Source organism: Sphingomonas sp. Ant H11 (assembly GCF_000797515.1).
Taxonomy (GTDB): domain Bacteria; phylum Pseudomonadota; class Alphaproteobacteria; order Sphingomonadales; family Sphingomonadaceae; genus Sphingomonas.
The window spans coordinates 1-24,560 of sequence record NZ_JSBN01000007.1; the positions used below are offsets into that span (position 1 = coordinate 1).

General features: G+C 64.6%; 19 protein-coding genes and 4 pseudogenes. 9 read left to right on the plus strand and 14 right to left on the minus strand.

The window, feature by feature from the left end:
* Positions 1-26: 26 nt before the first annotated feature.
* On the minus strand, positions 27-572 hold the full coding sequence (locus tag NW75_RS01835) for a carboxymuconolactone decarboxylase family protein (RefSeq protein WP_033963375.1): 546 nt from the start codon (positions 570-572) through the stop codon (positions 27-29).
* A 597-nt stretch (positions 573-1,169) separates the two neighbouring features.
* Here NW75_RS01835 and NW75_RS01840 point away from each other — a divergent pair.
* The 4 genes from NW75_RS01840 to NW75_RS01855 all read left to right on the plus strand — a co-directional run bounded on the left by NW75_RS01840 (position 1,170) and on the right by NW75_RS01855 (position 3,899).
* Positions 1,170-2,105 (plus strand): metallophosphoesterase family protein, encoded by a 936-nt coding sequence (locus NW75_RS01840; RefSeq protein WP_033963376.1) that lies wholly within the window; start codon positions 1,170-1,172, stop codon positions 2,103-2,105.
* Between the two features lie 17 nt (positions 2,106-2,122).
* Positions 2,123-2,467 carry a cupredoxin domain-containing protein gene (locus NW75_RS01845; protein ID WP_033963377.1) on the plus strand — a complete coding sequence of 115 codons (345 nt, stop codon included), beginning with the start codon at positions 2,123-2,125 and terminating at the stop codon, positions 2,465-2,467.
* Positions 2,468-2,607: 140 nt separating this feature from the next.
* Entirely contained in the window at positions 2,608-3,132 is a 525-nt protein-coding gene (locus NW75_RS01850; RefSeq protein WP_052192002.1) for a sigma-70 family RNA polymerase sigma factor, read from the plus strand.
* Positions 3,129-3,899: an anti-sigma factor family protein gene (locus NW75_RS01855; protein ID WP_033963379.1), complete on the plus strand. Its 771-nt coding sequence runs from the start codon at positions 3,129-3,131 to the stop codon at positions 3,897-3,899. Before NW75_RS01850 ends, NW75_RS01855 begins: the two co-directional genes overlap by 4 nt.
* Before the next feature lie 176 nt (positions 3,900-4,075).
* Here NW75_RS01855 and NW75_RS28020 read toward each other — a convergent pair whose 3' ends face one another.
* Positions 4,076-4,261: a MerR family transcriptional regulator gene (locus tag NW75_RS28020; RefSeq protein WP_081988593.1), complete on the minus strand. Its 186-nt coding sequence runs from the start codon at positions 4,259-4,261 to the stop codon at positions 4,076-4,078.
* Between the two features lie 758 nt (positions 4,262-5,019).
* On the opposite strand from NW75_RS28020, the gene NW75_RS01865 reads away from it, so the two are divergent.
* The 5 genes and pseudogenes from NW75_RS01865 to NW75_RS01875 all read left to right on the plus strand — a co-directional run bounded on the left by NW75_RS01865 (position 5,020) and on the right by NW75_RS01875 (position 9,461).
* The gene (locus NW75_RS01865) at positions 5,020-7,257 is read left to right on the plus strand and encodes a TonB-dependent receptor (protein ID WP_052192005.1); all 2,238 of its coding nucleotides are present in this window, start codon (positions 5,020-5,022) and stop codon (positions 7,255-7,257) included.
* 68 nt (positions 7,258-7,325) lie between these two features.
* Complete coding sequence (locus NW75_RS25670; protein ID WP_269430250.1) at positions 7,326-8,135, plus strand: esterase-like activity of phytase family protein; 810 nt, start codon at positions 7,326-7,328, stop codon at positions 8,133-8,135.
* A 1-nt stretch (position 8,136) separates the two neighbouring features.
* Entirely contained in the window at positions 8,137-8,397 is a 261-nt protein-coding gene (locus tag NW75_RS27160) for a hypothetical protein (RefSeq protein WP_052192009.1), read from the plus strand.
* A gap of 77 nt (positions 8,398-8,474) precedes the next feature.
* A pseudogene (locus NW75_RS28025) lies at positions 8,475-8,591 on the plus strand (LacI family DNA-binding transcriptional regulator); the annotation flags it as partial.
* 33 nt (positions 8,592-8,624) lie between these two features.
* Complete coding sequence (locus tag NW75_RS01875; protein WP_052192011.1) at positions 8,625-9,461, plus strand: LacI family DNA-binding transcriptional regulator; 837 nt, start codon at positions 8,625-8,627, stop codon at positions 9,459-9,461.
* Positions 9,462-9,677: 216 nt separating this feature from the next.
* Here NW75_RS01875 and NW75_RS01880 read toward each other — a convergent pair whose 3' ends face one another.
* The 12 genes and pseudogenes from NW75_RS01880 to NW75_RS27170 all read right to left on the minus strand — a co-directional run.
* The gene (locus tag NW75_RS01880) at positions 9,678-11,114 is read right to left on the minus strand and encodes an efflux transporter outer membrane subunit (protein ID WP_033963382.1); all 1,437 of its coding nucleotides are present in this window, start codon (positions 11,112-11,114) and stop codon (positions 9,678-9,680) included.
* Complete coding sequence (locus NW75_RS01885) at positions 11,107-12,261, minus strand: efflux RND transporter periplasmic adaptor subunit (RefSeq protein WP_033963383.1); 1,155 nt, start codon at positions 12,259-12,261, stop codon at positions 11,107-11,109. Before NW75_RS01885 ends, NW75_RS01880 begins: the two co-directional genes overlap by 8 nt.
* Positions 12,254-15,471: pseudogene (locus NW75_RS01890) on the minus strand (efflux RND transporter permease subunit). Before NW75_RS01890 ends, NW75_RS01885 begins: the two are co-directional and overlap by 8 nt.
* Positions 15,472-15,552: 81 nt before the next feature.
* Positions 15,553-16,416, minus strand: coding sequence for a sensor histidine kinase (locus tag NW75_RS25675; RefSeq protein WP_231564881.1), 864 nt, complete (start codon positions 16,414-16,416; stop codon positions 15,553-15,555).
* Between the two features lie 485 nt (positions 16,417-16,901).
* Complete coding sequence (locus tag NW75_RS01900) at positions 16,902-17,579, minus strand: response regulator transcription factor (RefSeq protein WP_033963384.1); 678 nt, start codon at positions 17,577-17,579, stop codon at positions 16,902-16,904.
* A 197-nt stretch (positions 17,580-17,776) separates the two neighbouring features.
* Positions 17,777-18,883, minus strand: a complete 1,107-nt coding sequence (locus NW75_RS01905; RefSeq protein ID WP_052192014.1) for a sensor histidine kinase — start codon at positions 18,881-18,883, stop codon at positions 17,777-17,779.
* Positions 18,880-19,266 carry a response regulator gene (locus tag NW75_RS24860; protein WP_033963385.1) on the minus strand — a complete coding sequence of 129 codons (387 nt, stop codon included), beginning with the start codon at positions 19,264-19,266 and terminating at the stop codon, positions 18,880-18,882. Before NW75_RS24860 ends, NW75_RS01905 begins: the two co-directional genes overlap by 4 nt.
* 475 nt (positions 19,267-19,741) lie before the next feature.
* Positions 19,742-20,380 carry a prolyl oligopeptidase family serine peptidase gene (locus NW75_RS25680; protein WP_331385958.1) on the minus strand — a complete coding sequence of 213 codons (639 nt, stop codon included), beginning with the start codon at positions 20,378-20,380 and terminating at the stop codon, positions 19,742-19,744.
* Entirely contained in the window at positions 20,337-21,782 is a 1,446-nt protein-coding gene (locus NW75_RS25685; protein ID WP_231564882.1) for a DPP IV N-terminal domain-containing protein, read from the minus strand. Before NW75_RS25685 ends, NW75_RS25680 begins: the two co-directional genes overlap by 44 nt.
* A complete protein-coding gene (locus NW75_RS28030) occupies positions 21,779-22,738 on the minus strand; it encodes a DUF4982 domain-containing protein (RefSeq protein ID WP_443024427.1) in 960 nt (319 codons plus the stop codon). Before NW75_RS28030 ends, NW75_RS25685 begins: the two co-directional genes overlap by 4 nt.
* A gap of 343 nt (positions 22,739-23,081) precedes the next feature.
* Positions 23,082-23,318, minus strand: a pseudogene (locus NW75_RS28035) (glycoside hydrolase family 2 TIM barrel-domain containing protein); the annotation flags it as partial.
* 277 nt (positions 23,319-23,595) lie between these two features.
* Positions 23,596-24,558, minus strand: a pseudogene (locus tag NW75_RS27170) (sugar-binding domain-containing protein); the annotation flags it as partial.
* Positions 24,559-24,560 lie beyond the last annotated feature (2 nt).

Consider the following 24,560-nt stretch of genomic DNA (forward strand, 5'->3'; position numbering starts at 1 on the left):
CGGCGAACGCCGCGACGGCAAGGGGATCAGGCGGCTTGCGCGGCGAGGACGACGGGGAAGTCGATGTCGGTCTCAGCCACGTTGTTGATATAGTTGGTCAGCACATTGAGCGCGACCGACGCGACGATCTCGATCACTTGCGCCTCACTAAAGCCGACAAGGCGGACAGCAGCGATGTCGGCTTCGCTGACCTTGCCGCGCGCGGCGAGGACCTGACGGGCGAACACGATCGCGGCATCGGCCTTCGCGTCACCCGAATGGCCGGCGCGGTTGAGCGCGATCTCGGCTTCGTCGATCTTGGCGAGGTTCAGCCCGAGATAGGTGTGCGCCGACAGGCAATAGTCGCAACCATTGGCCTGGGCGACGGCGATGGCGATCCGTTCGCGCGTCTTGGCATCGAGCGTGCGGCCCAGTGCGGCGTTGAGGCCAAGATAGCCTTCGAGTGTGGCGGGGCTGGTGGCGACGAGGCGGAACAGGTTGGGGACGACGCCGAGTTGCTTCTCGACGGCGTCGAGCAGCGGTTGCGCTGCGGCGGGGGCATCTTCACGGGCGGGGATGGCGAGGCGGGACATCGAAACTTCTCCGGGCTGGCGGCTGGATGCCGCTTGCCCATTGAAGATGTCATTCCTGAGTGATTGTGATAATCTGTTCATTATACAATTCACTCATGCGGATATCGGGATAATCGCGGGGCGGCTGGAAGAGCTGCGCACCTTCGTCGCGGTCGCCGACTGGCGAGCTTCGCCAAGGCTGCGCACCACATACGGTATCGCCGACTGCGGCGAGCCGGGCGGTGGCGGGTCACCTTTCACCTTCGGGCGGCGGCACATCCTGCCGTTGGTGAACCGCCCGTCATCCCGACGTGCGCGTTTCGCTGACGCTGATCGACCGGGTTCGGCTGCGAACTTCCGGCGCTCCTGCAACGGGACAAGGGCCTGACGCACCTCTTTCGCGAGGTGCATGAGCAGGCGGCCTGGCTGCCGCTGGGGCGGATCACGCTTCATGGGCTCGCTGCGATCTTTCACCATGTGGTCGCGACGATGTGCTGCAGTCGATGCTGCCCTGGAAGCAGGCGTCGTGGGCAGAATCGCACTTTTTGGTCGATTTCAGGGAATAAACGAAGGCGATCTCCCGTCTTGCTCTCCGACCCCCCAATTGGAGTGCTGCACATGGACCTCTTCGACACGCCGGCCGATCGCCGTGATGCCCTCAGGTGCATGGCATGGGCAGGGACCGGCGCGCTCTGGGCGATGTCCGGCGGTGTCGCCTCGAGCACGATGCTCGTCGGCAAGGGGACGCGCGCCGACGTTGTTCCGAGCTTCACCTTCCTGCAGCTTAGCGACAGCCATGTCGGGTTCGCCAAGCCCGCCAATCCCGATGCGCGCGCGACCTACCGCGAGGCCGTCTCCAAGGTGATCGCGATGCCGGAAAAGCCCGACTTCATCATCCATACCGGTGACATCACCCAATTGTCGCGCGACCAGGAGTTCGACGATGCCGACCAGATCCTGAAGGAAGCCGGCATCCAGACCTTTCATGTGCCTGGCGAGCACGACATGCTCGACGAAGGCAATGGCAAGGCGTTCCTCGCCCGCTATGGTAAGGGTAGCAAAGGGGCGGGCTGGTTCAGCTTCGACCATAAGGGTGTCCATTTTGTCGGGCTGGTCAATGTTGCCGACCTGAAGCCGGGCGGGGCAGGGCGGCTCGGTGCCGAGCAGATTGCGTGGCTGGCCAAAGACCTGGCCGGTCATGCGTCCTCGACCCCAATCGTGATCTTCGCGCATATTCCGCTATGGATGCTCTATGCCGAATGGGGCTGGGGCACCGATGACGCCGCCCAGGCGCTGACCCATTTGCGCCGCTTCGGCTCGGTCACGATCCTCAACGGCCATATCCACCAGATCGCCCAGAAGGTGGAAGGCACGATGATCTTCCATACCGCGCGCTCGACTGCCTTTCCGCAACCGATGCCGGCGACTGCGCCATCGCCCGGCCCGCAAGTCGTGCCGGCGGGGCAGCTGCGCGGTCTGCTCGGCATTACCGAGGCGACGTTCAAGCGCGGCGAGCATCCGATCGCGCTCGTCGACACTACGCTTTCTGCCTGATCCCGGAGATTATCCTTATGGTCCGTTATTCTATCGTCCTGCTTGCCGCGCTCGCCGGTGCCGTCGCCACGCCTGTTGCCAGCCGCCCCGTGGCGGCCCAGGCAGCCGCAGCCGCGCCGATGGTTCATATCTCGAACTTCACCTTCGGGCCCCAGGTGCTGAAGGTGAAGGTCGGTCAGACCGTCACCTGGGTGAATGACGACGACATCCCGCACACCGTCGTGTCGGGCACGAACCTGTTCAAGTCCAAGGTCCTCGACACGGGTGACAGGTTCAGCTTCACCTTCACCAGGGCGGGTGCCTATGGCTATTTCTGCTCGCTCCATCCGCATATGACGGGCAAGGTTCTTGTCTCGGCTTGAGGGAGGCGCGCGGATGCGCGGTGGCGTGGCGTGATGGGCGGGCGCGGCAGCATTTTTCGGCCCCGGCTCGTCCCAGGCGGACGGGCGCGGGCGGAGGGTGCCGCCGCGCCCGAAGATGCCCGGCGTTTTTTCGCGAGGTCATGCTGCCGCATCTCGATGCGGCCTATAGCCTCGCGCGCTACCTTGCCGCCGACGCGACGGCGGCCGAGGACATCGTCCAGGAAGCCTTTCTCAACGCTTTTCGGGCGTTCGGAACCTATCAGGGCGGATCGGCCAAGGCATGGCTGTTCGCGATCGTCCGCAATTGCTGGCGCGACCGGGCGAGCGCCGAACTCGGCCGCAGCCGGGTGCTGGTGGACCATGCCGGCTTGACCGAGGGCCAAGCGGCGGCACTCGACAATTATCCCGATGACGGGGAATCGCCTGAAGCTGCTGTGCTCCGTCAGGAGGAGGTCGAGAATGTCCGTACCGTTATCGCCGCCATCCCGGAGCCGTTCCGGGAGGCGCTCGTGCTGCGTGAAATGGAGCAGATGTCGTACCGGGAGATTGCCACAGTGACCGAGGTTCCGATCGGGACCGTAATGTCCCGCCTGGCGCGGGCGCGCGACATGCTGGCGACGTTGCTGCTGCCCCAGCCGGACGCGCAGCGGGAGGAACGCGCATGACCGGGTGCGAGGATCGGCTGCTCCAGCTTCACGCGCTGCTCGACGGTGAACTGGATGCGGTGAACAGCGTCGCGATCGAGGCGCATTTGAAGAGTTGCGTCGGCTGTGCCGAGGCCTTCGCCCGACTGGAAGCGGTGCACGCCCAAATCAGCGACCCCGCATTGCAGCTCCAGGCCCCCGCGTCGCTGCGCGCGCGGATCGAGGCCGACATCGCCGCCGAGCGTCCCGGGCGTGTGCTGGGTAGCATGCCGCGCCGCAGCCGCTCAGCCGGTCCGTGGCTGGCCGGCGGTGCATTCAGCGCGATGGCGGCAAGCCTGGCACTGTTGGTCGCGGTGCCGCAGCTTACGACGGGAACGATCCAGGACCAGCTGGTCGCGAGTCATGTGCGCTCCTTGCTGGCGAACCACCTGACCGATGTCGCGACCTCGAACCGTCATGTCGTGAAACCCTGGTTCAACGGGCGGATCGATTTCGCACCGCCGGTGCCCGAACTGGCAGCGCAGGGCTTCCCGCTGGTCGGCGGGCGACTGGACTATCTCGATGGCCGGGTCGTCCCGGCGATCGTCTATCGTCGGCGGTTGCACACCATCAATCTGTTCGTGATTCCCGCAGGCACCTTCTCGTCGCCGGTCGGGATTGCGACGCGGCGCGAGGGCTATAGTCTGGTGCGCTGGACGAGCGGCGGACTCGAATTCTGGGCGGTGTCGGACATCGATCCGGGCGACCTCGAACTGTTCCACCACGCCTTTGCGCGTGCGGCATCATGATCGGAGGTCCGGTGCCAGTTGGCGGTCAGTATCGTGACGTCGCGTGCAGGGCGGTGCTGCTCGCGAATGACCGGAAATGCCCCAAAGGTCCACCGTGAACCGCGATGGCGTTCGTCCAAAGCTCGTGCTGCGCGGAATTAGACCTATCTGTAAGCGCATCGCGGGAGCTGAACCGATTACGTATACTTTTCGATAAGTGCGGTGATGCGCTGCTTGCGGCGCACTACCTCGTCGAGGGTAAAGCCAAGATCCTGCGCCTGGTGTATGAAGGTGAGTGTTTCCAGGATGTCTGAGCTGTAGTTCCGGTAGCCATTTTCGCCTCTTACCGCGAGGGGGATCAGCCCGCGCCGCCGGAGAGAGATTCCTCGCGACTGCTGGTCATTTCATGAGCGTCGCCCAGATGGCACAGATCTTGAGGGACCACCTTGGCCACGCGGCCCACGCCGTATCGACACGCCAATTGCCCAATTGGCTATTGAGAGCGGTCGCCCTCTTCGATCCCGAAGTGAGGAGCTTGTTGCCCGAGCTTGGAAAAAGAAAAGATGCGACCGCTGCTAAGGCACAGCACCTGCTCGGTTGGAACCCTCGCCCCCCTGAAGAGGCGATCATCGCGACTGCTACCAGTCTGGCGGAACTCAACTTGCTTAAATCCCGCTAGGTCAGTTCTTCAAGCGGAGTCCCGCGGGGCGACTTCCTATGGTTTGGTGTCGAATTTTCCCCGCAGCCTAATCGGTCAGACCAGCCGTATCGCGCACCGGCAGCGCGGCAGCGCATCACCTCGATCGCATCAACCTCAGTGAAATCATCCCAGCGTCGAGACCAAAATCCTCCGGTCTCTGAACCCTGAAACTGTCCCATGAGACCTAACGTCGAACAAAAGATGCGCAAAAAGTGAAAACGTTTCACAAAGGCGTCATACTGCGATGCGACAGCGCGGTACCGAATCGGAAAAAAGGGGGACAAACATGGCTTTCAAGAAAATATCCGGAGCCGTAGGGGCCCGGGTGGCCAGCGGCGCGCTCGTTGCCATCCTGTGCGCGCAAGAGGCGCATGCGCAGCGCACGGAGCCCCCGGGCACCACACCAGCGAGGTCGCCGCAGCAGATGGGAGCGACATCGTCGTGACCGGGCAAAAGCTCGGCGCGGGCAAGGCGCGCGCGACGTTTGAGCTTGACCGTACCGACATCGCCGACCGTCCGTTGGGCGCGGACATCACCCAAAGCCTGGCCAAAGTGCCGGGCGTCAAGGTTTCGACCGGCGACGCCCGAGGCGGCTCGTTCTCGTTCGAACTGTTCTTGCGCGGTCTTAACAAGGAACAGATCGGCCTGACGCTGGACGGTATTCCGACTGGCGATGCGCGGTTCAACGGCGGGTCGCCGCCACAACGCTTCATCGATTCGAGCAACATCGGCAGCATCGTCGTGTCGCAGAGCGCGGGGGACATCGGCGCGCCATCACGCTTCGCGCTCGGCGGTTTCATCGATTTTCGTACCGAGGAGCCGGCCCGCGACTTCGGCGTGACGGCGGAAGGGGGCGTCGGCAGTTTCGACTATAATCGCGCCTCGCTGCGGATCGACACCGGCAATCTTCCAGGCGGTGTCGCCATGTATGGCAGCTTCTCGCACCAGCGGAATGCTGTGTGGGCGGGGCCGAATGCGCGACATTCCAATCGCGACCATGGCGAGTTCAAAGCGGTCAAGACGTTCGACAACGGTTCGTTCCTGAAGGCTCGGGTGTCATATAACAGCCAGTTCGACAACGACTTCAACATCGTGACGCTGGCGCAGTTCAACGCGAATCCGAAGAGCGATTTCCTCAACGATACGCTGACCGGCATTCCCAATCAGGATTTGAACTATGGCGGCACCTTCGGCGGGGCGCGCCGCGATTTCCTCGCCTATCTCAACGGCAAGTTCGTCCTTGCCGAACATGTGACCCTTGCCATCAACCCCTATTACCAGACGCTCGACGGCTATTCGCTAAGCTATCAGAACCGTCATCGTCAGCTTGTCGGCGCGGACCCGTATGCGGTGCTGGGGTATACCGCGAGCGGCGGCGCTGTGCGCCCGGCGCTGGCAACGACGTCCAATCCGAACGTGGTCGGTGGCCCGGCCGACATGCGCGTCACGCCGCGCAAGCGCGAACGCTACGGCAGCACAGCGGAGCTCACGATCGCTGACCTGGTGCCGCGCAATAGCGTCCGCATTGGCGGCTGGTTCGATGGCGGCACGTCGTCGGAGGAACGCGACTTCTATCCGATCATCCCCTCCACCACGCAGCTCGCGTGGAAGGGCGGTTTGCCATCCTATGTGCTCTACAATCGGTCGACGTCGATCACGACGCTCGAATTTTACGGTCAGGATTCCTTCCAGCTTGTACCGGGCGTGCTTCGCCTCGATGCCGGCGTAACGTGGTACCATGTCCGATATAAAGCGCAGTCGCCGCTGGAATATTCGGCGAAGCTCGATTTTTCGCAGAATTCACCAGTTCAGCCAAAGGTCGCGTTCAGCCTCACACCGCTTGCCCACCTCGAAATCTTCGGCGGTTTCGCTCGCAATTTCTCGGGCATTCCGGAGGATGCTTTTCTCGGCTCGACCGCCGTCATCCAGCCCGGCGACCTCAAGCCGCTGCAGTCGAGCAACATCGACGGTGGCGTGCGCTATACCGCTAGGCACGTGGCGCTGTCCGTACAGGCGTTTCATGTCCATCTGAAAAACGGCGTGGGAATCGTGCCCAACGATCCCACCGTCACCGACCCGATCGACATTCAGCGCGGAAACCTCGCCACGCGCGCCGCGAGCATCCTGGGGCAGACCACCAACGGCGTCGAGGTCGCGGCACTTGCGACTTTCCCGTGGATCGACGCCTATGCGACCTATTCTTACCAGCAGGCAAAATATGATGACGCCGCAATCGGGTCGCGCGACCGGCTCAATCTTGCCTCGGTCGGGATCATCGCGGGGAGCGATGTCCGCGATATCCCGCGCAACAGCGCCTATGGTGAACTGACGCTGAAGCCCTTTGCGAGGGTGCGGCTGCAGGCCAATATCAAATATATCAGCAGCCGGGTGGGGGGCGACATCATCGCGCCGACCACCTTTCAGGAAGTCGCGATCGACCGCATCCCGGGTTACACGCTGGTCGGCGCAATGGCCCGCTATGACCTGCCGCAGATCGGCGCGCTGAAGAATGCCTCGATCCAACTCAACGTCGATAACGTGTTCGACGTCGGCTATATCGCCTCGGTCACCAGCGCGACCGCGACGGCGACCGAAACCGGTTTGCCCGGACGGTCGCTTGGCCGCTACTTCATCGGTGCGCCGCGCACCGTGACGGCCTCCTTCAGAGTGAGGTTCTAAGGGTGCCGAGCGGGCGCTCAGCAGCGATGGCGCTTTTCGCGATGAATCTCATGTCGACCGGGGCTGACATGTGTCACGCTCGGTCGGCAGCGGCCGCGCGGATTGTTGCGACCGCCGATGTACCGTCAGGTGCGGGCGACGGGCATGTCGGGGGCATTTCGGGTCTGGACTATGACCAGAGGCAGCGCGCGTGGCTGATGATCAGCGATGACAAGTCAGAACATGCGCCGGCGCGTGCTTACCGCCTGCGTCTGCGGCTCGCAGGGGATCGGCAACTGGCAGTCGACCATATTACGCCGGTGACCCTTCGGAGTGAAGCTGCGCGCGCTTACCCTCAGCCGGGCCATGGGAGCGAAGCGGTCGACCCGGAGGCCATCCGATTCACGCCGGATGGCAAAGACTTCCTTTGGTCAAGCGAGGGCGACGCCGCCGATGGCTTCGGTGCCAGCGTTAAGACAAGCGGACGCGATGGCCGCGTCCGCGCTCTTGTCACCTTGCCTGGCAATCTGCAAAACCGAGGGCGTCCCAACCGAACCGTCGAAGGTTTGAGCTTTGCTCCTGACGGCGCGCTTTGGGTCGCGATGGAGGCCCCATTGCGCGGAGACGGGCCGGTAGCCGATGCTGATCATGCGGCGGTCGTCAGGTTCACGCGGCTTCGCGCGGGGCGACCGCCTCAGCAATTCGCGTATCGGGTCGACCCGGTCGTTCGCGCGGTCGCGCATCGACTGTCCGACAATGGCGTGAGCGAAATTCTCGCCTTGGACGCTGAGCGCCTGCTCATTCTGGAGCGATCCGGCGAGCAGCAGGATGATGGAACGTTTTCGTTTTCATTGCCGCCTCTATCTCGCGGATTTCGGTGGCGCGCCCGACGTTGCTGACGTGGCATTTCTCGATACGGCACAGCCGACCTCGCCAAAACGGCTGCTCGTGGACTTTGACGCGCTTTCGCCGGAGGCGTCGGGCAATCTCGAGGGGATGGCATGGTGGCCAGGTACCACTTCGTCCAGGCACAACCGCAAGCTCGTCCTGGTCACCGATAACAATTTCGACGATCGCGTCGTGACCCGCTTCGTCCTCATCGATCTGCCCGCTCACCTGCTTGCGCGCGATCCTCGGCGACTTGTGGATCGATTTCGATAAACGTACCCAAGGCTGTGCCAGGTTGGAGGGAATAATAACCGCAATGGGGGGACGCGAAGCGGGCAAGACCACCGACGCTGAAGGATCTCGCGCGCGAAGCCGGTGTCTCGCTCACCAGCGCGTCTTATGCCATTAATGGAACCGGCTCCGTAGGTCCGAAGACCCGCGCGCATATTCTCGATGTCGCAAAACGCATCGGCTTTCGCCTCAACCTGAGCGCGAAATCGATGAAGTCGGGCCGCTCCGGCATGTTGGCGCTGGTCATTCCGGATCTCGGCAATCCGTTCTTCGCGGCGCTGGTCCAGGCGGTTTTTCGCGAGGCCCGCGCGGCGGGGTATCAAATCTATATGACCAACACCGAAGGATCTGAAGAGATCGAGGCGGAAGCGCTGGCGATGGCGGTCGGGTTGCGCGTCGACGGCCTCATATGGTTTTCGATACGAGACAAGGACACGTCGGACGGCATCCTGTCCAATACGCCGACGGTCGTGCTCGATCGCTCGGTCCCTGGATATGACACCGTGAGTGTGGACTATCTGGAGGCGGGGCGTCTTGCCGGGCAGTATCTTCTGGAACGCGGCCATCGCCGGATCGGGATTGTGTCCGGCCCTCTCGATATCGCCAGCATGCGGGACCGCTGCGCGGGTGTGGTCGAGGCCTTTCAAAAGGGCGGGGAGATCGTCTTCAACCTGGAGAACAGCTTTTCGCTCGACCTCGAACCGATCGTCAAATCGCGACTGATCGAGGACCGCCCGACGGCTATCTTCGCGGGGGCGGACATTATCGCGATCGGCGTCATTCGGTTCGCACAGACCCTGGGTCTGTCGGTGCCTGCCGATCTGTCTGTGCTGGGGTTCGATGATATCGATCTCGCCAGCCTGACACAGCCCCAGCTATCAACTTGCGAAATCCCGATCGAACACCTCGCCGGACGCGCCTTGCAAACGCTCGTTGCTCGAATCAAGGGTCGGGACGATGCCATCCAGTCGTTGCTGGTGGAATCCCGCGTAATCGAGCGAGAGTCCGTTGCTCGCCTGCTGCCGTTGCTTTCCGTCGAAGCTTAACAACAACATTATGCCGCCGCGGACATCATCGATGCGGCAGAGTAACTTGCAATCCAACGCCTTCGGAAGCCTGGAGTGGTTTAATCTGCGACATCCACGCCGAGGTGGCGGACGGTATTTTCGATGTTCACATCGCAACCTCGCAGCGTGCGGTCACGAAGACGACGGTGCTGGTCACCGCGTCACGCGGTCGAACCAGCGCCGCCGTGATGGGCGTCAACCCGGCGCGGCAACCCCATCGTGTTGCGCAGACCATCCGCCCCCCAGTGCCCGGATCAGGCGGATGCTCGCCTGTAGTCGGCGGGTCTCGAGGTCGAGCGCGGCGCGACGAGTGCGCAGCGCCGTGGTCTGCGCAGTGAATACCTCGAGATAGGTGACCGCGCCCTTGTCGTAGCGGTTGAGCGAGAGGCGCTCGGTCGCGGCCGCCTGGCGCACCGCCTCATTCTCGGCCGCAGCCTCGTCGCCAAGATGGTGGAGCTGCGCGAGATTGTCCTCGACCTGCTGGAATGCGCTCAGCACGGTCGCGCGATACTCGGCACCGGCGCTCGCCCATCGTGCCCGCGCGACCGCAAGCTCGGCTCGTCGGCGGCCCCCGTCGAACAGGTTCAACACTGCGCCAGGGCCGATCGACCAGATCGTGTTCGACGCGGACAGGAGACCTGGCAGGCCGGTATCCTGGAAACCGGCGCTTCCGCCGAGCCGGATCGCTGGGAAGAAGGCGGCCTTGGCGATCCCGATTCCGGCATTGGCCGCAGCGACGCGGCGTTCGGCGGCGGCGATGTCAGGACGTCGCTCGACCAAGGTTGCCGGCAGGCCGAGCGGCACGACGGGGATCGCGAAAGGCGTCGTTGCGGGGGCGATGGTGAAGGCCGAGGCGGGTGTTCCGACCAGACTCGCGATCGCATGTTCGGTCAACGCGCGGGCGGCGGCAACGTCGGCGAGCTGCGCGCGGGCCTCGGCGAGCTGTGCGCCCGAACGGCTGGTCTCGATCCCGCTGACGATCCCGGCCTGGAAGCGCCGCGCGATCAGATGGTCGGCCTTGGCAAAGGCGTCGACGGTCTGCGCAAGCAGCTCGGATTGCCGGTCAAGCCCGCGCAGCGCCATATAGTCGGAGGCAAGCTCGGCCTGCAGGCTGAGCCGGATTGCGGCGAGGTCGTCGCCCGAGGCCTGCATTTCGGCCTTGCCTGCGGTAACGCTGTTGCGCACGCGGCCCCACAGGTCGACCTCATAGCCGAAGCCCGCCTCGATCGTGTTGGCACCGTACACGTCGGGCTGGTTGCTGCCGCGCAGCGGGCGATGGTCGGACTGGCGGTTGCGCGTGATGCTGGCATCGGCACTAAGTTGCGGGAGCAGCCCGGCGCGGGCCTGGCCAAGATAGGCGCGAGCAGTGTCGTAGCGGGCCAGCGCGCCGGCGAGCGTCGGATTGTCGCTCGCGACTTTCTGTTCGAGACCGTCGAGCTGTGGATCGGCGAACACGCTCCACCACGCGTCGGGCACGATCGCGCCGGGCGCGACTGCGGGCTGCCAGGCCCCGGCTTCCTTGAAAGCGGGCGGCGTTGGCGTGATCGCCGGATGGTAGGGTGGGGCGAACGAGCAGCCAGCGAGGCTCGCCAGCGTGATCGCCGCGATCGCCGCGCGCAATCGGTCAGCCACGCGCGCCTCCTTCCACGCGCACCAATTGTCCGTCGGTGAGAGAATCGGGTGGATTGTCGACGATCTTCTGCGTCGGCGAGAGCCCCGACAGCACTTCGACCGTCTGGCCGAGATCGCGCCCGAGCGTGACGCGCTGGAGGTGGATGTGGTGCGCGGCATCGACCGTCGCGACTTGCGTGCCCTGCGCGCGGAACAGCAGCGTAGTCGAGGGGATCTGCACCGTGCTCGCTTGCCCGCGCACATCGAAGCTGACTTGCGCAAAGCCGCCGGGGCGCAGCGCACCGTCGGGATTGTCGGCGACGAGCTGGACCTGGAAGGTGCCACTTTGCGGCGCGATCGCGCCCGAATTGCCGACGACGTGTGCGGTAAAGCTGCGGCCTGGATAATCGGGCACGCTCAGCGTGGCGGTGAGTCCCGGCGTCATCGTCGCCGAATAGCTTTGCGGCACGCTGACATAGATGCGGATTCGCCGTGTGTCGGCGACGACGAACATGGGTTGCTGCACCGAAGCCCCCGGCCCGACCAGATCGCCGATATCGGCAGAGCGCAGCGTCACCGTCCCGCCAAAGGGCGCGCGCACCGTCGCAAAGGTTTTCAGCGCGAGCAGCCGCCCAAGATCGGCGCGGGCGGACAGCACTGCGGCGTTGCGCACGGCGAGATCGCCATTCTTCTCATCGACTTCCTGTTTGGAAACCGAATTGTCGGTGAGCAAGTCGTTCCAGCGCGCCGCTGTGCTGCGCGCAAGACCGGCATGTGCCTGCGCGCTGACCAAAGCGGCGCGCGCGGCGATGATCTGCTGGTCGAGCTCGGGCGTGTCGATCCGGCCGAGCGGCATGCCCGCCGCAACCGGCGCGCCGATATCCTTGTACCAGCCGCTGACATAGCCGCCGACGCGCGCATAGAGCTTGGCCATGTTCCACGCCTGCATCGTGCCGGGCAAAGCGAGCGTGTCGCCCGCCGTCGAGGATGTGATGGCGACGAGATGGACCGTCGGCACCGATCGCGCGTCGGACCAGGTCTGCGCTTCGCTGGTGTCGTGAAAGCGAACAAACGTACCGGCGGCGACCACGCCTGCTGCGACGACGAGCGCGGCGATCCCGGCGGTTTTGAGACCCCTGGGCGGGGCGGCGGCGAGGGCTTCATCCATGAGCGAGCTGTCCGATTGTCGAAGGGGTGGGGGAGGGGCGGCGTTCGCGGCGATGCGCGATCGCGAAGACGACGGGCACGAACACCAAGGTGGCAAGCGTCGCGCAGATCAGTCCGCCGATGACGGCGCGGCCAAGCGGCGCATTCTGCTCGCCGCCTTCGCCGAGACCGAGGGCCATCGGGGCCATGCCGATGATCATCGCGAGCGCGGTCATCAGCACCGGGCGAAAGCGCGTCGCGCCCGCTTCGGCGGCGGCGCGCAGCGCGTCGCCGGTCTCGGCCAGTCGTTCGCGCGCGAAACTGACCACCAGCACCGAATTGGCGGTGGCGACGCCCATGCACATGATCGCACCGGTCAGCGCGGGCACCGAAAGCGGGGTGTGCGTGGCGAACAGCATCCATACGATCCCGGCGAGTGCTGCGGGCAGCGCCGAGACGATGACGGCGGGATCGACCCAGCTTTGGAAATTCACGACGATCAGCAGGTAGATCAGCGCGATTGCCCCGATCAGGCCGAAGATGAGCCCCGAGAAAGCTGCGTTCATCGTCCGCACCTGGCCGCGCAAGGTCACTGCCGACCCAGACGGCAGCGCCGCCTTGGTGCCGTCGATCACCTTCTGGATATCGCCCGCCACCGCGCCGAGGTCACGCCCTTGGGTCGTTGCATAGACGTCGAACGATTGTTGCAGCGCATAGTGCGTGACGACCGCAGGCGATGGCTCGCGGTGGAGCGTGCCGAGCCCGCCGAGGATCTGATAGGCACCAGAGCCCGATCCGGTGATGGGGAGGTTCTGGAGGTCCGACAGCGAGCCGGTGCGGTATTGCGGCGTCTGCACGACGATCGGGTAGGACACGCCGTTTTTGGGGTTGAGCCAGAAGGCGGGCGCGATCTGCGAGCTGCCCGCGAGGTTGACGGCGAGGCTGCGCGTCACGTCATTCTCGGTGATTCCGACGCGGTCCGCCTGCGCGCGATCGACGTCGAAGCCGAGTTCGGGCGCGGCCTCTGTTTGCTGGACGCGGACGTCGGCGATACCGGGAATGTGGCGCATCCGCTCGGCGAGCAGATGGGCATAGGCCTCGCTATGCTTGGCATCGCTACCGGTCACCATCACGTCGATCGGGGCGGGTGCGCCGAAGTTGAGGATCTGGCTGATGATGTCGGCGGGCAGAAACGAGAAGACCGAGCCGGGGAAGGCATCGGGCAAGGCTTTGCGCAACGTCCGGACATAGTCGGCGGTCGGTTTGTGGTTTTCGGCGAGTGTCACCAGGATATCGCGTCCTGTGAGCCGACGCCGCCGGTGTTCGAATAAGCGCGGTTGATGCCCGATACGGGCATGCCGATATTGTCGACGATCGACACCAGCTCGTCGGCGGGAATGGTCGCGCGGATGCGGTCCTCGACATGGTCGAACAGCGCTGCCGTCTCCTCGATCCGCGTGCCGATCGGCGCGCGGACGTGGAGGTTGATTTGCCCGGCGTCGATCGTCGGGAAGAAATTGCGGCCGAGCATGGGCACGAGCGCGAACGACAGCAGGACGACTGCCATAAAGGCAGGAATGAACACACGCCGCCGCGCCAGGGCGAAGGCAAGGACCGCGACATAATAAGCGCGTACTGCTTCGAAACGATGCTCGAACCCGCTCTGGAAGCGGATGAAGACGTTGCGCGTCTCCGGTCGACCGGTCCGGGCATCGTGCGACACCATGATCTCGGCCGTGTGCTGGGTCGCATGTTCGCGCAGCAGGAAATTGCCCATCGTCGGCACCAGCGTGCGCGACAGGATGAACGACGCGATCATCGCGAACACCACCGCCATCGCCATCGGCGCGAACAGGAAGCCAGCGATGCCTGGCAGGAAGAACATCGGCAGGAACGCGATGCAGATGCACAGCAGCGATACGAAGGCCGGCTGGACGATCTGCTGCGCGCCATCGAGGATCGCGTCGCGCACCGACTTGCCCTGTTCGAGGTGCCAGTTGATATTCTCGATCGTCACCGTCGCATCGTCGACCAGGATGCCGACCGCGAGCGCGAGCCCGCCGAGCGTCATGATGTTGAGCGTCTGCCCGACCACCGCCAGCCCGGCGACCGCGGCGAGAATGGCGAGCGGGATCGAGGCGGCGATGATTACGGTCGAGCGCCACGAGCCGAGGAACAGCAGGATCATCATGCTGGTCAGCGCCGCCGCGATCGCCCCTTCCTTGATCACGCCCGATACCGCCGCCTTGACGAACAGCGACTGGTCCGAGAGCGGCTGGACCTTGAGCGAGGGCGGCAGCGTGGCCTTGAGCCCCGGGAGCAGCGCCTTCGCCTGATCGACGATCGCGATCGTCGAGGCCGCGCCCGATTTCAGGATCGTCATCAGCACCGCGCGGCCGCCATCGACGCGCACGACGTTGCGCTGCGGCGGCGAGCCATCGCGGACATGCGCCACGTCGCGCATGAACACCGTCGTCCCGTCGACGGTCTTGATCGGCAGGTCGTTGAGCTGATCGACCAGTTCGGGCGAATTGTTGAGCCGAACGTTATATTCGAACTGGCCGATCTTGGCGGTGCCTGCGGGCACGATCTGGTTCTGCGCGGCAAGTGCTGCACCGACGTCGCCCGCCGAGAGGTGCCGCGCCTGCAGCGCTGCCGGATCGAGATCGATCTGGATCTGGCGTTCCTTGCCGCCGTAAGGCGAGGGGATTGCGGCACCCTGCACCGAGGCGAGCGCGGGCCGGATGAAGTTCTGGCCGAGATCGTAGATCTTCTGCTCGCTCAAGTCCTTCGACGACAGCGCGAGCTGGAGGATCGGGACGGTCGAGGCGTTGTAATTGAGGATCTGCGGGGGGGTGATGCCCGGCGGCATCTGCTTCAGGACCGTCTGCGAGGCTGCGGTGACCTGTGCCGAGGCAGTGCGGATGTCGACGCCGGGCTGGAAGAAGATCTTCACGATGCCGACGCCGTTGAGCGACTGGCTCTCGATATGGTCGATATCGTTGACCGTGGTCGAGAGCGAGCGCTCGTAATAATAGACGACGCGGCCCGACATGTCCTTGGGCGGCAGGCCGCGATAGGTCCACACTGCGGCGATCACCGGAATCTTGATGTCGGGGAAGATATCGGTGGCGGTTTCGAGCCAGGCGATCGATCCCCCCAGGACGATCAGGATCGCCAGGACGACGAAGGTGTAGGGCTTGCTGAGGGCAAGTTTGACGAGCTGCAGCACGGTGGACCCGATGTTTCCAGAGGAAAGACGGGGCTCCATTTATGCGTGTTGCGGTGCAGCGCTAATTAAATGAATTTCACCTCAGGAGGCGGCCGGCGCTTGGATCCGCACGATCAGGCCAGGGGCGGCGTCGCCGAGCTCAAGTGTAAAGCCGTGAAGATGGGCGATCGCCGCGACGATGCTGAGCCCCAGCCCGCTGCCGGGGATCCCCGCCGCATCGACACCGCGATAGAAGCGCCGGAGCGCCGCGTCGCGCTCGTGCGGAGCAAGACCGCGCCCAGTGTCGCGGACGGTCAGGCTCAGCCCCCCGGGATCGAGCGTTGCCCCAAGCACCACCTCGCCACCCACGGGACTGAACTTGATCGCATTGTCGAGCAGGTTGCTGATCGCCTCAAACAACAATTGCGGATCGCAGCGGATCGTCGCGTCGGGAATCGGCGCGAGCCGCAACGTGACGCCAGCATCCTCGGCTAGCGGCTCGTAGAGCTCGCACAGGCTGTCCAGCAACGGTGCGAGCGGGACGGTGGTAAAGCCCGCCTGGCGGCCGCTCGCTTCAAGCTGCGAGATGCGCAGCAAAGCGCCGAACCGTTCGAGCACGAGATCGAGATCGACCATCGCGGCATGGCTGAGCGCGACCGCACGCGGATCCGCGTCGGGCAGCGCGATCGCGCGTTCGAGCTGTCCGCGGACATGCGCCAGCGGCGTGCGCAGATCGTGCGCGACGGCGTCGGTCACGCCCTTGACCTGCGCGACCACGCGCTCGACCTCTTCGATCATCGTGTTGACCGTGCCTGCGAACAGATCGAGTTCGTCGCCGCGCGTGGTGACCGGCATCCGCAGGTCGAACCGTCCCGCAGCGATCGCGCGGCTGACCGCCTGGAGATCGCGCACGCGGCGCAGCGGCGCGAGGCTCAGCAACACGCCGGCACCGAGCACGAGGACCACGATCGCTATGCCGCTGCCAATGAGGATTTCGAGAATGCGGCGGCGCAGATCGACGATGGGGGGCGATGTCGCGCGCGATCAGGATTGTCTCCCCGGTCGGGGCCTCGATCGCCAGCACCCGCAGCGGTCCGTGCGCGCCGGGCTTCGCGGCGATGTTGACGGGATGATCGAAGCGGAAGTTTCGAACGATGTTGAGATTGCCCACGATCGGTTGGCCGCTCCGCGATTGCAGTGCGAAATAGTTGAGGCCGCTGGTGCTATGGGCAAGCGCGCTGGCGATCCGTTCGGGCAGCGCATCGGGCGAACTCGCGCGCAGCCTGCTCGCTTCGATTCGCAGAACGCGGTCGGAGCGTAACGTTAGTTCGCGCGCCGACAGCCCGTAGATCAACCCGAGCAGCGCGATAACGCCCACCGCAAACACCAGCCCGAGCAAGGCTGTCAGCCGAAAGGTGCTGGTCCGGCGGATTTGCCCGAGATGCAGCCGTTCAATCGGCATCGAAGCGATAACCTTCGCCCTTCACGGTGACGATCGCCGACGGCCGACCGGGCCGGTCGAGCTTCTTGCGCAGCCTGGCGATATGCACGTTGATGAGATTGGCACCTGGGTCGAAATAATACCCCCATACCTGCTCGAAGATGATCCGGCGGCTTAGCGTGTCGCCCGCATGGCGCACGAGGAACTCGAGCAAGCGGAACTCCATGTGCAGCAGGCGCACCGGCTGCCCCGCCACGGTAACCTCACGCCGGATGAGATCAACAACGAGGTCGCCGACCTGCAATGTCGCGGCATTGGCCGGGTCCTCGCGCCGACGCAGCAGCACCTCGATCCGCATCGCCATTTCCTCGGGCGCGAACGGTTTCACCAGATAGTCGTCGCCACCCGCGCGCAAGCCCGCGATCCGCTCGTCCACGTCACCGAGCGCGCTGATCATCAAGACAGGAAGCGCGATGCGCCGCGCCCGTAATGCGGCGACGACCGACAAACCATCACGACCCGGCAGCATGCGATCGAGCGTCGCCGCATCGAACGGCTCCCGCGTTGCGCGCTCCAACCCAAGGTCACCGTCGGCGACGTGGGTCGTCACATGGCCATGCGCCTGCAGCGACGCCACGATGTGGTCTGCCGTGGCAGGATCGTCTTCGATGACAAGGATGCGGGCCATGACGGTTCCTTTATGCGTCATCGCGGCGGTAATAGGGCAGCCCCGCGCGCCTCCCTGGTGTTTCGATGCGGCACCGCTTGTGAGTGGCGCGACAGAGGGGTGGTCTAGCGGCCACGACCGTGAAGCTGAACACATCGCAGAAGCTGGGGAACCGTGAGGAAATTTTGAACGTCCGATTCCGGGCCCTCGCAGACCGATCAGGAAGCGCCGCTATTCGTTTGCGTCTGCCCGCGCAAAAAGATCGTCACGCGCATTCCGTTCCCCGGCGTGGACTCAACGTCGAGCGTTGCTTTTGCGTTTTGACGAAGCGACTGAACGATCATTGCGCTCAGCTTACCCGGTTTCGGCCAGTGGGTGCCGACAGCCAGCCCAATCCCATCGTCCGCGATGGTAACGCGACACCCGGCGGGATCAACGAGACTGTGCAACGAAATTGTCCCCCCGCTTCGTCCCGTGAACGCGTGTTTGAGCGCGTTCGTCAAAAGCTCGTTAACGACGAGCCCGGCCGGCATCGCGACGTTAACGGACACCGGCCAGGTGTCGACCTGAAGGTCAAGGTGAATGCCCTCCACGGCGTGAGCACGCATTACCGCCGATGCGATCTCGCTCAGATAGACGCCAAGATCGATCGTGACGCGATCCGAGGTCTCCGACAGCGAGCGGTACAGCAGCCCGAGCGCCTCGATCCGGCCCGCCAGTCGGTCGAAGCGGGCGGTCGTCGTATCATCGGGTATCGTGCGGGATTCGAGCCGGATCAGCGCCGTGATCATCTGGAGGTTGTTGGTCACGCGGTGCTGCAACTCACGCAGCAGCGTGTCCTTTTCGCGAACGGCGGCCTGGAGCTCGGTTTCATCGTCATCGGCGCGGCGGCCGGCTTCTGCGAGCGCGACAAGCCGGAACACCGGCTCGCCACCATCGTCCTGAATGAGGTTCGACCAGACATCAACCGCCACCGGTTTTTCGCCCCAGTCGAGTTCGAAGGTGCCGACGAAATCCTCCCCCAATGCAATGGCTTCGCTCAAGCCTTCGCCACCGTCCGTCGCGACCGCGCTGGAGGGGAACATGCTCCAGTCCTTGCCGAACAGGTCGGGCGCGCTTCTGCTCGTCAGCCGCTCGAATTCGATATTGGCATATACGATGCGCTCCTCAGGCGTGAGTTCGGCGACGGCAATGGCGATCGGGATATGGTCCAGGAACTGCTTGAAGCGGTCGCTTTCCAGGGCATTGGCGAGGTCGGTTGTGGCGAGCAGCTGCTCGACACCAGCGGGGCGATCATTGGGACTCGCCGGATCGGATATGTTCATAAGTCCGCCTTACCGAGCAAAAGCGCAATCACTGCAACAATTTGATCAGGCGCAAATGGCTTGGGTACGATTTGGCTGCCTGGAACGCTCTTTGCGCTCCATTCATGAGCACTCGCGCCGCTAACATAGACGACGGGTACCCCTGGCATCGCTGCCCGCGCCTCGTTGGCAACCTCCCATCCATTGGGGCAGGCACCAAGATCGACATCGGTTACAAGTCCGCGCAAAGCCGAACCAGCGGACGCGAGTTTTTCCAAAGCCTCGTTGCCGTCGCTCGCGGTCCAGACATCATAGCCGGCATCGCTGAGCGCCGTTTCAACAAGATGCTGCGTAAAAATTTCATCCTCGACGTAAAGTATAAGCGGCTTTTCTACATCGGGCATGGTGGAGCTTTCAGGAACGTCGATTGCCCGGTCGGGCGATGTGCGTGGCGCGGCTATTGTGTCGCTGAGAACGCACAATCGAGACGTTCGTGCCCGGATCGGCTGCCTTGATTTCGATCGTGGCCTCCAACTGTTTTGGCGATCGTACCCACGATCCCATTTCCACGGCCGGGTTTCACTTCTGCGTGGTCGCTGGGCATACCTGCGCCGTCGTCGCCGACCATCGGCGCGTCGCTGCATACTCGGCGATAATCGCTCCGGTTCGGTAGCGACCGGGGAGTGCGTGCTTCGGTGCGTTGATGACGAGTTCCGTGATGATGGGACCGAGGCTAAGATGGGGGTGCGCCGCCATGAAGGCGCCGAGGATAGCCGGACACTGCCCATGACGCCCGCTACGTTATCGCGCAGGACGGAGCGTGGCACGCACGAGCGCGTGGAACGCCGGATATCGGTGCCGATTAAGGCAGCCTGTCCGTTAACCGATGCGCGTCGGCGCAGCGTTCCAGTCGGGCGTGGTGTCGCCCAGCAAGTTGCGTACGAAGAAGCCAAATTGCCGACGCGTGACATAGTCGATCGGGCCGGTTGAGCGGCCGACGCTGTGTTCGCCGCCCGGTACCGACAATAGATCGAAATCCTTGTTCGCCTTGATCAGTGCATCGACCACCTGCATCGTCGACGCGGGGTCGACATTGCTGTCCTGCTCGCCGACGATCATCAGCAGCTTGCCTGTCAGCCGCCAGGCATTGTCGATGCCCGAGGCGGCGGCATAGCTCTTGTCGACTGGCCAGCCGAGCCACTGTTCGTTCCAACTGATCTTGTCCATGCGATTGTCGTAGCAACCGGCATAGGCCACACCGACCTTGTAGAAGTCGCCGTGGAACAGCAAGGCGTTGAGGGTACTCTGGCCGCCGGCGGAGGCACCGTAGATACCGACGCGGGTGATGTCGTAGGATGCGTCGCGCGCGGCCAGCGCGCGGTGCCACGCGATGCGATCGGGGAAACCCGAATCCCCGAGATTCTTCCAGGCGACGTCCTGAAACGCCTTGGAGCGATTGGCGGTGCCCATGCCGTCAATCTGGACGACGATAAAGCCGAGATCGGCCAGCGCCTGCATCCCGATCACCTTGTCGCCACCGGCGTGATAGCCGAACGGCCAGAAACCCTTGGGCACGAAGCTGTCGTGCGGACCGGCATAGATGTTCTCGATCACCGGATATTTCTTGCGCGGATCGTAATCGCGCGGCCGCACCACGATCCCCCCAGATATCGGTCTTGCCGTCGCGGCCCTTGGCGGTGATGACTTCGGGCGGGCGAAACCCGGTGGCAACCAGGCGCGTGTCGTCGCCTGTGGTGATCCTCGCCACCAGGGTGGCGTCGTCCGCGCGGTGCAATTCGCTGATCGTGGGCAAGTCGACGCGCGAATAGGTGTCGACGAACAGCGTCATGTCGGGCGAGAAAGCAACGTCATGATCCGCGTTGGCGGGCGTCAGCGGCGTCAGGTGGCGGCCGTCGAAATCGATGCGGTAATAATGTTTGAAATAGGGGTCCTCGCCCGGGTTCATGCCGCTCGCGGCGAACCAGATCACGCGCTTGTCATCGTCAACTTTGACGACCTCGCGCACGACCCAATTGCCATGGGTGATGCGATTTTTCACACGGCCGGTATGGCCGTCGATGAGATAGAGCTGGTTCCAGCCATCGCGCTCCGAGGCCCAGACGATCTCGTCGCCGAGCCCGTGCACGGTATGCGCGAACCGACGATCGGCATAGACGAACGTTGCGGCGTTTTCCGTGACTGCGGCGTGCGCCTTGCCCGTGTCGGCATCGACCGCGATCACGCGCGCTTGTTGGAAGCCGCGGCGGATATAATCGAACTCGACGCTGTGCCCGTCGCTGCGCCAACGCGGTTGCGAGAGTTGATAGGGGTTGGGGAACAGCTCGGCGTCGATCACCGTCTCCCGCCGCGTTGCGACGTCGAAGAGCACGGGCTGCTCCTGGTCGATCGCGTCGCCGGGCTTGGGGTAAAGCTGCGTGCGCAGCGCCGGCTGCAGCCGTCCCGCCGGTGCCGCCTCGACGCGCAGCACCTGGCGTGCATAGCCCGGGCGGACACGGTAGAGCAGGATGTGGCGGCTGTCGGGCGACCAGGCGAGCGTTTCTGGATCATAGAAGTCGCCGGCCGATCCGTCGCTGCTCAGGCGGATCGCGTCCTTGCCGCCCGGCCTCCGCAGCACGAGTTGGTTGTCCTCGACCAGGGCTTCCCATTTGCCGTCGGGGGAGGGCGCTGGCCGATTGTCGGCGGGTATGGACAGATCCCGGACGACACCGAAGCCGCGCGGGCGGCGATGGTCGGCTACGACGGCACATGCGTGTCCGTCGAGCGCGCAGGACCAGGCTGCGCCGTCCAGCTCGAACAGGATGGCCGTGCCGTCCGCATCATAGTCGAACGCCGCAAATGGCAACCGCAGTGGCGCGACGGGATGCCCGAGCGCGGCGGCGAGCGCGTGGGCGATTTTCACCTGATCGAACGCCGCCGATTTGGCGAGAGTTCGGCGATCGACCGTCTCGAAGGCGAAGCGCCCTCGACCGTTTTGCGGTAGAAGAAGTGACCGCCATCCGCGGTCCAGCGCGCCGGCCACGCCACGTCGCGCGTGAGATATTGCCATTGCTCGCGCAGACCGATCGAGCGGGTGAACGCCGCCGCGTCGGGCGCGGCGAGCACCTTGGCCGGAAAGCACAGGGCGGCGATGGCGAGGACGAGGGCCTTGGCGCGGAGAGGGATCATCGGAGGGTCTCGGTCGATGGAAAGGAGCGTGCGGTAGGAGCGCAACGCGTCAAGCGCGTGTCGCGAGGAGCGGCAGCATCGCGGCATGGAGGCCATCGCCCGTCGCGGTGAGGCGGATCGCGCCGCCGCGCTCGCCCGCCTGGACGATCGCCATGCACAGGCCATTGAACGCCGAGCGAGCGCTGGCATGGTCGGGTTCGAGGCAGCGCGGGTCGCCATTGCGACGCCGAGCAAGGTGGCGTCACCGTCGAGCGTGAAGGTCACGCGGTTGCTGGCGGTCGGCACCTCACGCCGCTTCGCATCGAGGATGGCGGCGCGCACCACCGCGACCTCGCCGGGTGCCAAGCTGCGCCGGTCGCTGGTCAGCCCGATCCGGTGCGGCGTGCCGGTCGTCTCGCGCACTTCGGTGAGGATATGGCGACCGCGTGCGAAGGCGTGTGCCTCGATCCTGCCGGGGGCATAGGGCACCTGCCATTCGAGGTGGCGATTGCGCGTCACGCTCTGGTGCCCGAGGCTGTGGCCGTTGAGAAACAATTCGACCGTGTCGCAATTGCTATGGACCCAGACCGCGATCTCCTGGCCCTCGCGCCCCGCCCAGTTCCAGTGGGGGAAGAGGTGGAGCGCGGGCTTGGCCCCCCACCAGGCGCGGTAATAATGATAATTGTCCTTGGGGAAGCCGCAGCTGTCCATCTGTCCGAAATTCGAGGCGTTTTTCGGGCCAGCGCTCGAACGGCGTCGGTTCCCCGCGATAATCGAACCCGGTCCACACGAACCCGCCAGCGAGGAACGGGCGAGCATCGTAGAAGCTCCACCATGTCTCGGCGGTGGTCGCCCATTTCGGGAAGTCCGTATCGTAAGCGGGCACGATCCCGGCGGCATCGTCACGTTTATATTCGCCGCGGGTCATGACGGTGCTGCCCGTTTCGGTGCCGATCATCGGCATCGTCGGGTGCGCAACGTGATAGGGATCGATCGCGTCGAGATAGTAATTGCAGCCCATCACGTCGAGCACGGGCGACGCGCCCTCGCCGAACTTGCCGTTGAACGCTTCGGTGACGGGGCGTGTGCCGTCGAGTTCGTAGACCCGGCGCTTCATCGTCGCCGCGATTCGCGCCCCCGTCGGTGTGCCGCGGTGGATTTCCTCGTTGCCGAGGCTCCACAGGATGATGCTCGGATGGTTGCGCCCTTGGCGGACGATCCGGTCGAGCTGGCTCATCGCTTCGGTGTTGCTCGACATCTGGCGGGTCTCGTCCATCACGAGAATCCCCATCGCGTCGCACGCCTCGAGGATCGCGGGGGGAGGGCGAATGGTGCGTCGAGCGATAAGCGTTGGCACCCATCGCCTTCAACCGCTCAAGCCGCCAGACGTGGAGGCTGTCGGGCACCGCGAAGCCGACGCCGGCATGATCCTGGTGGTTGCATGTACCCTTAATCTTCACCGGTGCGCCGTTGAGGAAAAAGCCGTGGTCGGGATCGAAGCGGATCGTACGGATGCCGAAGCGGCTGACCGTGCGATCGACGGCGACGTCGGCGATGATGATCTCGCTCGCAAGACCGTAGAGCTGCGGCGTGTCGAGCGACCATAAGGCCGGATCGGACAGCCGCGCCTCCTGCGCGACGCTGGTCCGGCCCCAGAGCGGCAGCGCGAGCGGATCGGACAGCAATTCGGCCACGATCCGCCCATCGGGCCCCGTGACGCGCGAGCGCAGCCGCGCGGTGGCGGCGGGCCCATCATTGTCGATTTCGGTCTCGATCCGGACGATCGCGCCGTCGGTGCGCACCTCGCAGCGGACCGTGGCACCCCATTGGCGGATATGTGTCGGCGCGGTTTTGACCAGTCGGACGTGGCGATAGAGTCCGGCACCTTCGTACGACCACGCTTCGCCAAGGCTGACGTCGCAGCGGAGGACGAGAATATTCTCCTCGCCGGGCTTGGCGAAATCGGTGATGTCGATACGGAAGGGCGCATAGGCACTTTCGTTCGATCCGACGACGAAGCCGTTGAGGATGACGAGGCAGTTGCGCGCGACGCCGTCGAATTCGAGCGACAGGCGTTTGCCCGCATCCTCCGCAGTGATCGGGATCGCGCGGCGATACCAGCCTACGCTCGTTGCGGGCCACATCCGGCCGAGCGGTTTGAAACCCTGGAATGCACCGATATGGTCGGCCTCCGCACCGGGTGCGCCGAACCGCTCGAAGGGGAGATCGACCGCCCAATCATGCGGCAGATCGACCGCTTGCCAGCCGCTGTCGTCGAACTTGGCCTCGGCAACCGGTGTCCCGACATCGCCGGATTTCCCATAGGTGTCGTGGCCGGTACCGAAACCGAAATCCTTCGCTGGATCCGCCGCATGCCCGAGCGCGAAGCGCCAGCCGCGGGCGAGTGGCACGATCGCACGCGGATTATCGATGGCAGTCGGCCCCCCTGCCGCGCGAAGCGGTGGCGCAAGCACAAGTCCGCCCGCCGCGCCGGCGGTCTTGAGGAGATCGCGGCGCGACGGGCGGGGCATGG